Genomic DNA, 13,247 nt, shown 5'->3' with positions numbered 1-13,247 from the left:
GAGGTAATAGAGCATGAACAAAAAAGCATTAGTAGCCGCAGCACTTGCCATGGCGTTATTAGCGGGCTGCAGTCAAAACTCATCTAATCCGTCTCCCTCGCCAAACGGACAAACGGAAGGTTCTACCAAGCCGGAGCCGACCAAAAAGCCGAAAAAGGAATGGGTTGAAGCCCAGAAGCTGGCTCTCGATCACGTCAATATCTACTTGAATGGCAGCGATGTAACAAAGAAGCAAAAATATGTGGAAGAAAGCGTCAATCCGGAAGTAGCATCGCTCTTTCTGTTAGGTGCAGCGTCTATTCGTAAGGAAGAAGAGAAATTTATAAACCCAACCGTTGCCGAAACGGTGGATTTCACAGGCGAGAACGGGGCTAAAGGAACGCTGACGTTAATCAAGGCGGATAACAATCGTGAAATCATCGTTCTCGTTATGGATTCCAAAGTAACCTTCGCCTTCTTCAACGAAAACAACAGCGGCGAGATGCAAGAAACGTATGAGAAAATGAGAGCACACTTCAAGAGCTAATAAGAAACCCGCTGATCTGGACAGATCAGCGGGTTTTTGTATATTAAATCTTATCGAAAACCAAACCATGATTTTTTACATACGTTTTTGCGTTGAATTTGCAGAAACTCGTTGATTCTCTCTCGGTCCAGCTTCTGGAACAATTCCTCTGCACCATGCTTAAGCTTAAAATCCATCTCCTCTTTGTAAATAGGCAGCAAAGAGAAAAAGTGCACTTCCTTCTCCTCGGACATCTGGAGCGTAAAAAATCCATTCGGATCTTCCGCTATTGTTGGCAGGGAAAGCAACATGCCCGACAGCTTCGTATTCGGAGCAAAGGGCTCGGCCGGATCACCGTTCGGAATGGAATGGCCTGCGTATAACCAGCTATTATAGTCATGTGGCAATCTGGCCAACGTCTTCAACCAGCGAATCGGCCAATAGTTCTCCTCTTTTTGCATAGCTTCTTCCGTCAGCGGCCAATTAGAAGGCAGACATAGCAGCAACTCCGCGAAGCGGAATTGCTCTGCTCCTGGAGGTACCGTCATGGACAACGCGCTCATACCGCATGTGACTAGTGTATAATAATTTCTCTCTTGCGTTGGCGGTACACGAAGCACATCGATATGCATCTTATCGGATACGATTTCATGAAAGACAAAGTCAACTTCACCGATATGCTTTTCGACATGGGCAGTTATCTTCTCAATCGTTTCTTCATCGCCATAAGCAGGTTGAAAAGAGTCGTCCCTCTCCTTTTGCCTGTGTATAGGCTGGCCTGATGCCGAATATTCCGTTTGGCTCATTTTAGCAGCGCTCTTCTTTTGAATTATGTCTCCTTTAACATCATTCCACCCACACCTTCACTTTTCCTGTCTGCATTCGACTTTATTTGTCATAAATCGCCAATGAACCAGCCTTGCGTTCACGAATCGTCTCCGCTAACTGGTTGAAGCTGATGCCGTATTGTCTGGCGATATCCATGGCAAAGCTCTTTCCCTGCGGGCGGCACGGACGAACTTTATAGGAGCGGTTCGATAACGTGCCGCCATGATCTGTGGCTTCTTTCATACCCGCAACCATGCTGATCAGCTTGCTGCTTCCTTCAACCTCTTCATTAATGCGGTCGATGCTCTCAGCCAGTTCGTGAAGATGCGTAGCCACTACCGCCCTAACCCCTAACAGCTTGAGCGCGCTGACGATGTCTTTCATCAAATAGAAGCTTTCCCCCGGACTTGTTGACGAAAAAGCTTCATTCAGCAGCACCATGCTATTCGAGGTAGCCGCGCCAAAAATCTCGCCAATCCGCTTCGACTCTACCCCTAAACGGCCCGTTTCCAGCGCTGCTTGTTCTTCAACGTTGAAATAGACATGCAGTGCATCCACAGGGCTGATTTCCGCCCGGCTGCATGGGACATAGAGCCCGCATTGCATAAGCACCTGCGTTAATCCGATAGCCTGCGCATAGGTCGTTTTGCCGCCTGAATTGGGACCCGTCAAGATAAAGATGCGACCCTCTTCATCAAAACAGACATCATTGGACACGATGCGGTCATTCAGACTGCCCTCGTCAATCTTGTAGGACATTCGCAAAGCCAGATTCACATTGTAGTTGTCGTACAAACGGCCCTCCTTCTGCCCCATCGGAAGAATGGCCGGTCTGCACATGGGCAATCCAAGGCCGCGCATCCGCTGAATGAATTTGACGGCGCCGATATAAAAAGCGAATTCCGCTTCCAAGCCCAATATCCACTTGCAGCGAATATGCAAATACTGATCGATGATGGGATAAACAGGCTTCAGCACATTTTTGAGCAGCTTCTTCAAATCCCGGAACAACACTCTGCGCAAAGAAGCTTCTTCCTCCGCCGCGATGCTGACCTGGATCTTTTCCGTGTTATGGACGATCGATTCGATGACGTCAGGGTCCTTATACAGCTCCGATATCCCTTGATATTCATTGCCCCCCGCGAATAGTTTGCCAAATAAGGATTCCCCCGTGAAACGCCTGTCATTAATGGATACCAATGTGGCCTGCACAGGATTAAGCTGCGCATCCAGATTAATGCCGATCGTTACGCTTGCGATGGAGTCGAGCCCATGCTGTAATTTGGGAAGTTGGATCGCCAGGTTTTTGTAATCTGCACTATCGAAGATACGCAAGATTCGGTCCCGCAAACGGCGTAAGCCTGCAGATTTTAACGACTCCTGGCCTGCAAAAGCCCTCTGCATTTGAGCAATAAAATCAACATAAATCGTTAATTCTCTCAGACGGGAGACCGTCTGCAACAGCCCGCTGTCGTGAGAGTGGCTTTTGCCGGTTGCAAACCTCATCTCATCTATGATCGTATTACTCTTTTCCACGTGGCTGAGCAGCTCGGGATGATCAATGAAATCATCTATTATGTCCAGCCTGTATGCAATTACGCTGGGATCGTGAGTGAATTGCTGTATGATGCTTCTCATGTTTTGATCATATTTCCGCTCTCCGGCTATCGCATGAATAAGAGGCATACATTCAAGTTCTTGAAGTTCCTGTTCAGAGAGACGTGCTGCCGATTCATATGTTCCTGATGGATATAATAGATGGATAGATTCCGAGGAAGAGACTGCCACGTTGTTCATCCTTTCATATACAAGATCATTAAACGCGATGCTAGCAACTGGAAGTTTTCTTCCTTCTATCATATCCATCTCTATTTGTTTTGTGAAATATGGAATTTGTATCCACTTATTCTTTAGGTATAAATGAAATAGTTACCAAATGTATCTATCAATATTAATATTCAAGTATTCACAGTAACTGGTATATCACATACATTCGTAATCCTGAAGGGAGGTCGTCGTTACTATGACAGAACCAATAAATTCTGCCAAATTGTAGTATGTCTCAACAGTCCTTTAGGCTCGGACTATCAATACTTTACTCCTAAAAATGCACATCTGCTGGATGGCGGAAAGCATCTTCCTACTCCTACTGCAAATCTCTATGGATGACGTTCGAGTATTCGCCAAGGGACTTAACGGATTGATTGCCGTTACAGATACGATTGTATATATTGTTCTCGGCACCTCGCTTGAGAGAAAGATCATAAATTCTTATTCTATTCCAAGTTTAATAGCATTGAGTTGAAAAAAACAACTTGCTTACAAATGGATATATATTAATCGTATCTAGCGGTAGTCCTGATAAAACGAGCAGATACGCAACTGTTTTTGATTATGAGCGAGATGGAAATACGATTACAAGACTACGACAAATTTCTTAAAGTTGAGCAGCTGATTATAAGCTGCGTGACCACTCTGCTGCCATATTCGAAACGACCATCTTGTCTGTACATGATGACGATGCTTTTATTAAACTTGAAAAATAAGCAAAGCTTAGAGAACAATATATTATTACAGAAGAAGAGTTTAATGCCAAGAAGGCAGAGTTTTGGTGCGGATTCTATAAGTTGTGTATCGGTAATTACGAGGAGGAAGCGGGGGAACGCATGCGATTCCTGATCAAGTCATCGGAAAGTTTACATATATTAGACAAAGGAATCAAACTGAATTCACCAAATATCTGATTGATGTAAACTCAGTTGGATCTTAGAAACATGAACGGAACTAAACGATTTAGAAGACTGTAATCATTATTAACTATTAATTGCTCTAACCCATTTGAAAACTTATTGAGTGTAGTCAGACTGTAATATCTGTGGCAAGAAGGTTATAGCCATCATTCGATAATTGTACAGTGAAAGTAATAATTCTATCTATCTCCATTTCTTCTGCCTCTATTTGTTCTCCATCATGATTATGAATTCTTGTCTGTTTTGTAAGATGAATGTGCTTAAATTCTCCATTTTGTACGAATTGACTATTATATTTTTGAAATTCGACTTCTGAGGGATCAAAGTCTTGTACTTGAATTGTGTATACAATTGGAATACCATCGATTAAATCTCCTTTATGCGAGACAACGCTAATCAATTTAGCAGTAAAAGTATATGATGGGTTTTGGATAGTTTGTTTTCCGGAACAACCAATATTCATTAAGAATATCAACCCTATTGCGATAAATTTCAATATTTTCATATTAGCCCCTCCGAAAGATGACAAAACCAGATAGAATGGGTATACCCACTCTACTGGTTTTGTTTTAATAGTTAAATTAATGTGGTACATACCAATTTTGTCCATTATTATTAATGTCGTAGTGATGAAATTAATTTTCTTTTTACACTCCTTTTTCCTTCGATTAAGATTGCTGTTCTGTTATAAATTATATCCAGACTCAAAAAAGGAACCCAGTTGCTTTATACCTATTTGTTGGAAAAAAAGAGTTTATTTGTTTATTTTGTTTGCGACTTGGTCTTCCCTTAATACAATCCCGCTATTTATATAACGCCTCCATTCATCACTTAGTTGTTAGTTAAATAGAGATGAATTAGTTGTAGGTCACATTCCCATGACATTTTCCTTTTACCTTCAACCTGAATGCCATGCTACAAAAACCTTTGATTCTTCTATAGAAAAGGTAAAGGTGAGAGCTTGACATGAAACGACTCGTTCACCAGCATACTCTTTACATTTCGCAGCCACACTTGTTGCATTGCAACCATAATCTTTTGTAGTCGTATAGGTTCGTAATTATGATACTCATCTTGAGATGGAGGAATCTTATGACAAATCCCGCCTTTAACTGGAAAGTTGAATTCAAAAAAGCGCTCATTCCCGCAATAATCGCCGCTCTCCTCAGCTTCTCCTTCTGGGCCATTCAAAACACTTTGCAAACCAACGAAAAAGAAAGGGATTACAAGATCAAATTATTCGAAGCACAGGTCTCCTTATTGCAAGATTATCGTGCAGCTGTTATCGATAGGCTTGAGCTCAAAATATTAGAAAATGAGAGAATGGGGAGTTACGGACAATCTTCAACAGACTACTTCGCGCTGCAAGATGAACTGAAATCGTTATCTCCTGCCCTGTATGAAAAAGCGGCAAGATTAGATGACATTCAAAACCGTTTATTAAGTAACTTTATCCTGATGGAGAACTTAATGAATGCCAAGTCTAGTGAAGCCATCCAAAACTTCAAACGGGACGTGATGCACTTAACCTTCTCCGATCATCTTGCTATTTATGAAGCTTACAAGCTGGCTAATAACCCTAGTTACATCCCGGGCGAACAAAAGATCGACTATCATATTCAAGAGATCAAACAAGCGATAGCCGATCATTACAATTCGCATCTGGAGAAGCTGTTGAAGACGACTTCTTCGGATATTTTTTGAAACGCTAATCAAATCAATCAACGAACTGATGGAATTATGGTCGCATCCATTCTTTCATACCTTGCATATCGTCCAACCTTTCGTACATATAGTGGGGCGAGGAATGATATGGAAAGGAGCGCCCCCTATGAATGCAAGCGATCAGTTCCGAACGTACCGGCCGTTTATCGGGCCGTTCGACCCTTGCCCGCCCATCACCGAAAAAAGCTACAATGTGCCGCCGCAGCTGTTCATCCCATTCCAGCCTCCCAATCTGCCGCAATTCTCCCCTTACGAAGCCTTGAAGTATGGAACGCTTTGGCCAGCCCTGTACGCTCCCTATCCGGACCCATCACGCAAGGAAGCAGGTGGTGATTGATGTCTCACGTGCTCGATGAAGCCTACTACAAGCAGCTTCACGACTTGCAGGCCGTGGATTTTGTATTAGTGGAATTGAACCTGTATCTGGACACCCATCCGGGTGACGAAGCTGCGATTGCTCAATTTAATCAGTTTGCCGAGCTTCGCAAGCGTATCGTTGAACAGTTTGAAGCGCAATACGGCCCGCTCATGAATTTCGGGTACAGCCTCTCCAAATCTCCTTGGCAATGGAAGGAAGCGCCTTGGCCTTGGCAAGTTTGAGCCTTACAGGTCAACCCTGAAGTTTATTGCTTTAGCCAAAAAGTTGGGGAAAGCGGGGTATGTGCGTCAATGTGGGTATACGAGAAGAAGCTTCAATATCCGGTTAGAGTTAGCAAGTGCGATCCGTTAATGGCCAAATTTCTGCTAGAGCAGTACGGCGGCGCCGATGGGGAACTGGCGGCTGCATTGCGGTATTTGAATCAGCGTTACACCATCCCAGACAAAGTAGTCGGATTATTGACAGATATTGGAACGGAAGAATTTGCCCATCTTGAGATGATCGCGACCATGGTCTATAAGCTGACAAAGGACGCTACACCGGATCAAATGAGGGCAGTCGGTCTGGGAGATCACTACGCCAACCACGACAAAGCCTTGTTTTACCAAAATGCTGCCGGAGTGCCATGGACAGCTTCCTACATCCAGGCCAAGGGCGATCCCATCGCCGATCTGTATGAGGATATTGCCGCGGAGGAGAAGGCGAGAGCCACCTATCAGTGGCTCATTGACATGACGGATGATGTGGACCTGCAAGACAGCTTGAAATACCTTCGCGAGCGGGAGATCGTGCATTCCCTGCGTTTCCGCGAGGCGGTTGAAATACTTAAGGAAAAGCAGGATCAGCGGATTTATTTTTAATGTTTATTATCAAAATGAAATAACCCAGCCCTCTGGAACATTGCGGCTGGGTTATTTGCGTGGCAAGGATTTTTATAGAAAGGCAGCGTTCATCTTGTCCCTTTTCCAAGATTCCTCTGCTAGCTCAACGTTTCCGCTTGTTTGGCTGAATAGACGTCAACCTGCCGAGTTAGCGAGAATTATACCGCCTCATTTATTCAGAACACCTGACAGTACATACACTCAAAGCGGCGGCGTTACTCCTAACTGCGCCCATCCTTCCTTGGAAGGACCGTACACTGCAGGTATAGGCAGCTCCGCTTGACGCATGAGAACCGTAGCCTGGCCCCGATGATGAACAATGTGTTTGATCAATCCCATGAAGATCGTCGCGTTGGATTCGAGTCTTCCGAACGCATTTTGGACATGCTTCAACGAGTCGTCCGTCCACTGCTCTTGAAGGGCTTCGACTACGCGAGAGCTGACCGTATTGAACGTCTCCGCCATCTCCTTTGCGGACGGCACCTCGTCCGAATTAGATACTTTCTCCACCAAGACTCCGAATTCAGTTAAGTAATCCGGGATATTCGCAACAAAATGCCACGCAATTCTTCCCAGCGTACGTCCCCCAGGATATACCTGCTGCTGTAGCGCTTGATCGGTCAGCCCGTCCAGCACCTTTTGGGTTAATTCCGCCTCTCTATTCCATTCGACAATCAAATCCTGTACGGTAGCGTACATCTTCTCATCCCTTTCCTGAGGTTATTTTTCTCTTCAAGCGTTTGTCTCGTTTCTCCATATCCATAACCGCAATCCCTTAAGAAGCTAGACCCTGATCAAAATGTTTCGCAGGTATTCATCGTTAGGCTCTCTCTCCCTTCCATATAAATTTTGTCTAGCTCTAATTCATCTTAAACGTTAATAGTGACAGCTTTCGTCACTAATTATTTTTTTCAACCGCCGATAGGCAAATGACTGTGCTCCAGCGTCCGTTGCTGTTGTCCATACCAGCTGGCGAGAGCACCGGCAATCGTCATACGGATTGCACCAGATGCCATGCCGAATTGTAAACCGCATCGTTCGACCACTACGCCTCCAACGATCATTTAAGTTTCTATCTGCTTAGGGAAACTGAACGGAAACATGAACAAACGAAAACAAGCCGTCACATGATGTGGACAGCCTGTTTTTCTCGCAGCATAGCTTGTATATGCAACATATCTCATTTTCCCTGCTCCACTGCTATAAAAACAAATCCAGCCCGGAACCCAGCAGCCCTTTCTTGCGCGCTTCCAGCACATTCGGATCATACACATCGACCTTTCCGCATTGCAAGCAAGATACGAAGAAATAATGATGATGCTGGATATCCAGCAGCTTGCTGATGCCTGTACCCGTCATCGCCACCTCTTGGACGTTGCACTCCTCATGTCCGCACCGTGCGCATGTATAGTTATGGATCAATTGAGAGGCTATAGCCTCTTCCTCCAGCTCACCTTGCAGACCTTCATCTCCAACCGCCGAGCTTTCCTTTCCGCTTAAATGCTCCGGCAGCACCTCATGCTTGCATAACGGACATATGCTTCCGTCCAAGATGACTTGTTCGCCGCACCACGGGCAATTGACTTCCTCCATCCGCAGCCCTCCCATTGATTGGTTTAATTTCCTCAACAGTGATAGCCCTTACATAGTATTAACTGTATTCGCCGAACTCTTCTGTAATCCTTTATTCTATGATTTTCCCGCATGCTTCTCCCGCCGCATCGATTTTCCTATGAGCAAAAAATTCCCGCATGCGCCTAGCATGCGGGCAGATAGCCGACGATACGTAATCGTCGTGCCGGGAGATCTCTTTCATGCCTATTAAGAATTCCGTTACCATAGGATCGCTTCAGCAGATGGATCAGACCGCCTTAAGGCTGCGGGTCCTGATCGCTGACTCGGCGCAGCTCGTTCGCCAGCCGATTGAACTCCCTGCGGGCTTCCGGCACTTTCGTGGACATATAGGCTGCGCTCAAAAACAGAATAATGGCGTTCGCATCCTCCGGTTTCAGCATCGGCTCTTCCACCTCCCCGCCGTCGTCCTTCAGCTTGGCGTCGACGCTTGCGACGAATGCTCTCCAGCCGCTCCAATCGCCCTCATCATTCATGAGGCGGGGACAGTTTTTGCCGCTCCAGTCGTAATGCCTTCGCAGACGATTCGTTCCCCAGCTTCGCTCCTTGAGCATAGACGCAACAAGGGTCGCCGCATTATCCAGCGTTTGGGCGTAATTCCCGCTTTCCGTAATTTCGATGCCGATCGAAGTCCGGTTGCCGCTGCCTGAGCTGCTGCCGTCACCTGCATGCCACGCCACTTCCTGCAGCGGGAGACATTCGATAGCTTCTTTCTCGTCGATGACGATATGAAAAGAAGCGGTTACTGTATTGGATGGATTCGTCAGCCAATTTCTTTCGTTCCGTGCCGTGCTGGTTGGGTTTGCCGTGTTGTGTATCGTGATGGTCGTAGCATTCAATGCGTAACCGGGCCGCCTGTTATGCGGCGTCGACTTCGGAATATGATCTACCACATACGCGTACATTCCGACTGCTCCCCTCATAAGCTTGTTGTTCTATTATATTACCTAATATATTCTTCAGAAGGGCGAGCGGAAGGGCTATTCGAACAAAACCGCCCTTGCCCGGTCGTCCCAGGTCACCGCAAATCCTAACACGCCCGCCATATCCCTTACCTTCACATATCCGGTAGACGAAGACAGCACCGACTCCAACTCAAGGCCGTTGACGGTCACCTGAGTGCCGGTCCAGCCTATCTTTGCTCCCAACGCCTCGCCAATCCGCCTTGCCGGTATCCAGGTCGTGCCTCCTTGCAAATACCCGCTTCCCAACACTTGGCCTTGATAAAGGATAGGCACAATAGAAGCCGCTTCAAATCCCTTCGGCAATGGGACCGGCTTTGCCATCTCATCATAACGGAGCAATCCATACTGGCGAATAATCGCCATCAGCTTCGACGGGTAGGCAGGGTCCGTCGCATAGCCGCAGGCCAGCAGCATCTGAGCCTGTCGCTCCGGTGTTGCGGCATGGCGCACTCTATCGTATCTGGATGTATTCAGCAGCAGGTCCAAGTCTTTGTAGAAATGATAGATGCTCTTGTAAGCTCGGAATGCCGCCTTCGATACGACGGAACGCCCGTCTACATACTCCCACGTTCCCTTCACGACAGCTTCACCTTGCCAATAGGCATTCGTCCGCCCGCTGCCGACTTTAATACCGCCCAGATTGTTCCATGCATGAATATCCCCCCCCGATTCCAGCAAGCTTTGAGCCAGTCTTACCGACGGGAACATCGAAGAGCCTTCCTGATGAACGAACATGACGGCCGGTGCGATGGCCGCAAAAAATTGATCTCTTGTAAGCATTGCCATGCTTGTCACTCCTTTACGCCGCGTCACATGCGCACGATCTCCTCTTTACGTTGTATGCGACAGCTTGGCATAAGGAAACGGCCCTTTGTCCGCCATGGACAAAGGGCCGTTCTTCAATCGTTTATGCTATTCCGTAAAACTCCTTCGTGTTGCGGAGCAATATTGCCTCAGCTTCTTCTAACGCCAAGCCCTTGATGCGGGCAATGTCAGCTGCGGCATATCGTGCCATTCCCGGTATGGTCCTGCGCCCGCTGTATGGTCCTTCGAACGGCCACGGACCGTCCGTCTCTGCCATTAATTGCCCCATTGGATAGCGCTCTACCAGATCAATGATCTCTGATTCGTATGCCACATCAGGCGTGATCGAAACGTAGTAGCCACATTCGATCATGCGGGCAATCGTCTCCGCACTCCCTTTGAACCAGTGAAAATGTGCTTTCCGTACCCTGTGGCGTTGCAGGATATCACAAGCCTTGTCCGCATCCTCATAGACGGCATGCAGCACAATGGGCCGGTCAAGCTCGGCAGCCAGCTTCACGAACGATTCCAGCCACTCCAGATAAGGCGTCTCGTCGAAGCTCTCGCCCGCAGCTTCCCTCTCGGTGCGCATATAATAGGGCAAGCCCACTTCCCCGATAGCGAACGCTTCGCCTCGCTCATGTCGGGCACGTATCCACTCCAATAACCGATCCCGCTCATCATCCCCCGGCAGCTCCTGCTCCGGATGGAAGCCATACGCCGGATGCACGCGGCCCCGATAGCGTCTGGACAAACCTTCATTCTCCTTGCAGGAGGCCAGATCCATCGAGACAGCCACGACCGCTTCTACGCCGCTGTAGAAGGCTTCCTCCAGCATGGGATGAAGCTCGGCCGGCTCATACAGATCGAGATGAATATGCGCATCAATCACACTGCTCTCGCACCCCTGCTTCGCACTATCTGCCATTCCCGCTCGCCTCCTTCGTTCCTTCCGCCAGATGGCGGTAGATCCGGCTTCTCAGCTCCATAAATCTGGCATCCTCGCGCAGCTCTTCCTTTCGCGGGCGGTCAAACGGAACCGTAATTTCATCCAAGATAACAGCGGGAGACGCCGACAGCACAATAATGCGGTCAGACAGGTACAGGGCTTCCTCGATGCTGTGGGTAACGAGCAGCACCGAGCGGCGATTCTGCTCCCAGATCGACAAGAGCCACTTCTGCATATGCTCACGCGTCAAGGCGTCGAGCGCCCCGAAAGGCTCATCGAGCAGCATCAGCCGCTGCGGAGACAGCAGCGCCCTGAGGAAAGACACACGCTGCTGCATGCCGCCCGACAGCACATGCGGGTAGGCGCCCGCATATTCGGCTAGACCAACCCGCTCCAGCCAGACCAGCGCTTCCGATCTTGCCTTTTTCTTCTCCACGCCTGCAATGCTTAGCGACAGCTCGATATTGCCCGCGACTGTCCGCCATGGCAAGAGCGACGCCTGCTGCGGCATATAGGCAACATGCCCGGTCTCGCCCGTCGTCGCTTGTCCGCCGATCCGCACTTCGCCTTCCGTAGGCTGCTGCAAGCCTCCAATAACGCCGAACAGCGTCGTCTTGCCGCTGCCGGAAGGCCCTACGATGGAGACAAACTCGCCATCGGCTACTTGAAGAGACAGCTGCCGCAGCACGTCTTTCGTCCCGCGGGCATCGGCAAAGCTCTTGCTTACATTCTTAACTTCCAGCATGACGCCCTGCCTCCCCCTTTCCTGGCCGCCAGCGGATAACCGCCCGCTCTACAAGCGCAATCAGTCCAAACAAGGTCAAGCTAATCATAATGATCAGAATTGCGGAAGCGAATGCCCGCTCCGGCATATAGCCCCGCGTCGACAGCACCATATAGCCGCCCAACCCCATCTTGGGCGACAGCATCTCCGCGAAGGTCGCGCTCAGCACGCTGTAGGATGCGGCGATTTTCAGACCCGAGAACAGGCTTTGCAGCGCGCTCGGCAGCTCCAGCCGCCAGAACAGCGTCCACTTGCCGCTGCCGATCATGCGCATATAATTGCGCAAGCTCTCGTCTGTGCCCGTCAATCCGCCTAGCATAGCAATACAGACCGGGAAGAAGCAGACGAGCATGACCAGCAGCGCCTTGGGCAGCAGGCCATAGCCGAACAGCATGGTCATAATCGGTCCAAGAATCACAATTGGCACGTTCTGCGACAGGATGAGCAGAGGGTAGATGCCCCGGCGCACCCCCGGCAGCAGATGCAGCAAAGCGGCGAGCACGAAGCCCGCCGCCGTTCCCCCTGCGAATCCAATGGCCGTAAGGCCCAGCGTCGCGCCCGTATGCTCCATCAGTCTCGGCCAGACGTTGCTTGAGAACGCGGCTTTGACCACTTCGACCGGCGACGGAATCATCCAGTCCTTGACAAGAGCGAAGGAGACCGCCGCCTGCCAGCAGGCGATCAATATCCCCAATACGAGAGCTGGCGGCCATACGCGCGACCACAGGCTTCGCTTATTGTCCATCTGGATATTTCTCCAGCAAACGGCCCATGGAAGCGCCGATCTCCGGATTATAATAAATCTTCACCTGGGATATGACCGACGGGCAGCCCATCTCGGCCATCGCCTCGCTCATGCGCTGCACGATAGCCAGCAGATTGCCGAGCTCACCCTCCATCGTCGTCTCCAGCGGGGCGACGCGGTACGGAACGCCCGACTCCTTGATAATATCGATTGCCCGGTCCACGTAAGGAAGCACGCTGGCTCCTCCAGGTGTTGTCGGCAAGATTTGAATGCTTACGAGTGCGTTAGCCATATGATCCC

The 13,247-nt window shown here is 48.8% G+C and carries 17 protein-coding genes; 5 read left to right on the top strand and 12 right to left on the bottom strand.

Annotated features, from left to right (window positions below; translation table 11 throughout):
- Positions 1–13 precede the first annotated feature (13 nt).
- A complete protein-coding gene (locus tag D3P07_RS16035) occupies positions 14–526 on the top strand; it encodes a hypothetical protein (protein ID WP_119801263.1) in 513 nt (170 codons plus the stop codon).
- Between the two features lie 50 nt (positions 527–576).
- On the opposite strand, the gene D3P07_RS16030 is transcribed toward D3P07_RS16035, so the two are convergent.
- The 3 genes from D3P07_RS16030 to D3P07_RS16020 all read right to left on the bottom strand — a co-directional run bounded on the left by D3P07_RS16030 (position 577) and on the right by D3P07_RS16020 (position 4,588).
- Positions 577–1,311: a suppressor of fused domain protein gene (locus tag D3P07_RS16030; protein WP_119801262.1), complete on the bottom strand. Its 735-nt coding sequence runs from the start codon at positions 1,309–1,311 to the stop codon at positions 577–579.
- A gap of 82 nt (positions 1,312–1,393) precedes the next feature.
- Entirely contained in the window at positions 1,394–2,971 is a 1,578-nt protein-coding gene (locus D3P07_RS16025) for a MutS-related protein (RefSeq protein WP_182914356.1), read from the bottom strand.
- A 1,221-nt stretch (positions 2,972–4,192) separates the two neighbouring features.
- Positions 4,193–4,588, bottom strand: a complete 396-nt coding sequence (locus tag D3P07_RS16020) for a hypothetical protein (protein ID WP_119801260.1) — start codon at positions 4,586–4,588, stop codon at positions 4,193–4,195.
- 587 nt (positions 4,589–5,175) lie between these two features.
- Between D3P07_RS16020 and D3P07_RS16015 the strand changes: the two genes are divergently transcribed.
- From D3P07_RS16015 to D3P07_RS16000, 4 genes are all read left to right on the top strand, one after another.
- Positions 5,176–5,787, top strand: a complete 612-nt coding sequence (locus D3P07_RS16015) for a hypothetical protein (RefSeq protein ID WP_119801259.1) — start codon at positions 5,176–5,178, stop codon at positions 5,785–5,787.
- A gap of 127 nt (positions 5,788–5,914) precedes the next feature.
- A complete protein-coding gene (locus D3P07_RS16010) occupies positions 5,915–6,145 on the top strand; it encodes a spore coat associated protein CotJA (protein WP_119801258.1) in 231 nt (76 codons plus the stop codon).
- Positions 6,145–6,408, top strand: coding sequence for a spore coat protein CotJB (locus D3P07_RS16005; protein WP_119801257.1), 264 nt, complete (start codon positions 6,145–6,147; stop codon positions 6,406–6,408). The genes D3P07_RS16010 and D3P07_RS16005 overlap by 1 nt, the downstream gene beginning before the upstream one ends.
- Before the next feature lie 69 nt (positions 6,409–6,477).
- Positions 6,478–7,047 (top strand): manganese catalase family protein, encoded by a 570-nt coding sequence (locus tag D3P07_RS16000; RefSeq protein ID WP_119801256.1) that lies wholly within the window; start codon positions 6,478–6,480, stop codon positions 7,045–7,047.
- Between the two features lie 222 nt (positions 7,048–7,269).
- On the opposite strand, the gene D3P07_RS15995 is transcribed toward D3P07_RS16000, so the two are convergent.
- The 9 genes from D3P07_RS15995 to D3P07_RS15960 form a co-directional block, all read right to left on the bottom strand.
- On the bottom strand, positions 7,270–7,767 hold the full coding sequence (locus D3P07_RS15995) for a DinB family protein (RefSeq protein WP_119801255.1): 498 nt from the start codon (positions 7,765–7,767) through the stop codon (positions 7,270–7,272).
- A 212-nt stretch (positions 7,768–7,979) separates the two neighbouring features.
- The gene (locus D3P07_RS27105; protein WP_182914355.1) at positions 7,980–8,132 is read right to left on the bottom strand and encodes a hypothetical protein; all 153 of its coding nucleotides are present in this window, start codon (positions 8,130–8,132) and stop codon (positions 7,980–7,982) included.
- Between the two features lie 136 nt (positions 8,133–8,268).
- A complete protein-coding gene (locus tag D3P07_RS15990) occupies positions 8,269–8,661 on the bottom strand; it encodes a zinc ribbon domain-containing protein (RefSeq protein WP_119801254.1) in 393 nt (130 codons plus the stop codon).
- 278 nt (positions 8,662–8,939) lie between these two features.
- Positions 8,940–9,605, bottom strand: a complete 666-nt coding sequence (locus D3P07_RS15985; RefSeq protein WP_119801253.1) for a peptidoglycan recognition protein family protein — start codon at positions 9,603–9,605, stop codon at positions 8,940–8,942.
- 75 nt (positions 9,606–9,680) lie between these two features.
- On the bottom strand, positions 9,681–10,451 hold the full coding sequence (locus D3P07_RS15980) for a glucosaminidase domain-containing protein (protein ID WP_119801252.1): 771 nt from the start codon (positions 10,449–10,451) through the stop codon (positions 9,681–9,683).
- 121 nt (positions 10,452–10,572) lie between these two features.
- Positions 10,573–11,397, bottom strand: a complete 825-nt coding sequence (locus D3P07_RS15975; RefSeq protein WP_119801251.1) for a TatD family hydrolase — start codon at positions 11,395–11,397, stop codon at positions 10,573–10,575.
- Positions 11,387–12,163: an ABC transporter ATP-binding protein gene (locus D3P07_RS15970; protein ID WP_119801250.1), complete on the bottom strand. Its 777-nt coding sequence runs from the start codon at positions 12,161–12,163 to the stop codon at positions 11,387–11,389. Before D3P07_RS15970 ends, D3P07_RS15975 begins: the two co-directional genes overlap by 11 nt.
- Positions 12,150–12,947, bottom strand: coding sequence for an ABC transporter permease (locus tag D3P07_RS15965; RefSeq protein ID WP_119801249.1), 798 nt, complete (start codon positions 12,945–12,947; stop codon positions 12,150–12,152). Before D3P07_RS15965 ends, D3P07_RS15970 begins: the two co-directional genes overlap by 14 nt.
- The gene (locus tag D3P07_RS15960; RefSeq protein WP_119801248.1) at positions 12,937–13,239 is read right to left on the bottom strand and encodes a thiamine-binding protein; all 303 of its coding nucleotides are present in this window, start codon (positions 13,237–13,239) and stop codon (positions 12,937–12,939) included. Before D3P07_RS15960 ends, D3P07_RS15965 begins: the two co-directional genes overlap by 11 nt.
- Between the last annotated feature and the right edge of the window lie 8 nt (positions 13,240–13,247).

The sequence above is a fragment of the Paenibacillus sp. 1011MAR3C5 genome (assembly GCF_003591485.1).
Classification (GTDB): domain Bacteria; phylum Bacillota; class Bacilli; order Paenibacillales; family Paenibacillaceae; genus Pristimantibacillus.
This window is presented reverse-complemented; position numbering and strand designations above follow the sequence as displayed.

Bases quoted from the DNA above. Each gene is read 5' to 3' on its own strand.
- D3P07_RS16015 (WP_119801259.1), top strand. From the start codon at position 5,176: ATGACAAATCCCGCCTTTAACTGGAAAGTTGAATTCAAAAAAGCGCTC.
- D3P07_RS16010 (WP_119801258.1), top strand. From the start codon at position 5,915: ATGAATGCAAGCGATCAGTTCCGAACGTACCGGCCGTTTATCGGGCCG.
- D3P07_RS16035 (WP_119801263.1), top strand. From the start codon at position 14: ATGAACAAAAAAGCATTAGTAGCCGCAGCACTTGCCATGGCGTTATTA.
- D3P07_RS16020 (WP_119801260.1), bottom strand. From the start codon at position 4,588: ATGAAAATATTGAAATTTATCGCAATAGGGTTGATATTCTTAATGAAT.
- D3P07_RS15980 (WP_119801252.1), bottom strand. From the start codon at position 10,451: ATGGCAATGCTTACAAGAGATCAATTTTTTGCGGCCATCGCACCGGCC.
- D3P07_RS15960 (WP_119801248.1), bottom strand. From the start codon at position 13,239: ATGGCTAACGCACTCGTAAGCATTCAAATCTTGCCGACAACACCTGGA.
- D3P07_RS16025 (WP_182914356.1), bottom strand. From the start codon at position 2,971: ATGAGAAGCATCATACAGCAATTCACTCACGATCCCAGCGTAATTGCA.
- D3P07_RS15975 (WP_119801251.1), bottom strand. From the start codon at position 11,397: ATGGCAGATAGTGCGAAGCAGGGGTGCGAGAGCAGTGTGATTGATGCG.
- D3P07_RS16005 (WP_119801257.1), top strand. From the start codon at position 6,145: ATGTCTCACGTGCTCGATGAAGCCTACTACAAGCAGCTTCACGACTTG.
- D3P07_RS15965 (WP_119801249.1), bottom strand. From the start codon at position 12,947: ATGGACAATAAGCGAAGCCTGTGGTCGCGCGTATGGCCGCCAGCTCTC.
- D3P07_RS15985 (WP_119801253.1), bottom strand. From the start codon at position 9,605: ATGTACGCGTATGTGGTAGATCATATTCCGAAGTCGACGCCGCATAAC.
- D3P07_RS15990 (WP_119801254.1), bottom strand. From the start codon at position 8,661: ATGGAGGAAGTCAATTGCCCGTGGTGCGGCGAACAAGTCATCTTGGAC.
- D3P07_RS15995 (WP_119801255.1), bottom strand. From the start codon at position 7,767: ATGTACGCTACCGTACAGGATTTGATTGTCGAATGGAATAGAGAGGCG.
- D3P07_RS16000 (WP_119801256.1), top strand. From the start codon at position 6,478: ATGTGGGTATACGAGAAGAAGCTTCAATATCCGGTTAGAGTTAGCAAG.
- D3P07_RS27105 (WP_182914355.1), bottom strand. From the start codon at position 8,132: ATGATCGTTGGAGGCGTAGTGGTCGAACGATGCGGTTTACAATTCGGC.
- D3P07_RS16030 (WP_119801262.1), bottom strand. From the start codon at position 1,311: ATGAGCCAAACGGAATATTCGGCATCAGGCCAGCCTATACACAGGCAA.
- D3P07_RS15970 (WP_119801250.1), bottom strand. From the start codon at position 12,163: ATGCTGGAAGTTAAGAATGTAAGCAAGAGCTTTGCCGATGCCCGCGGG.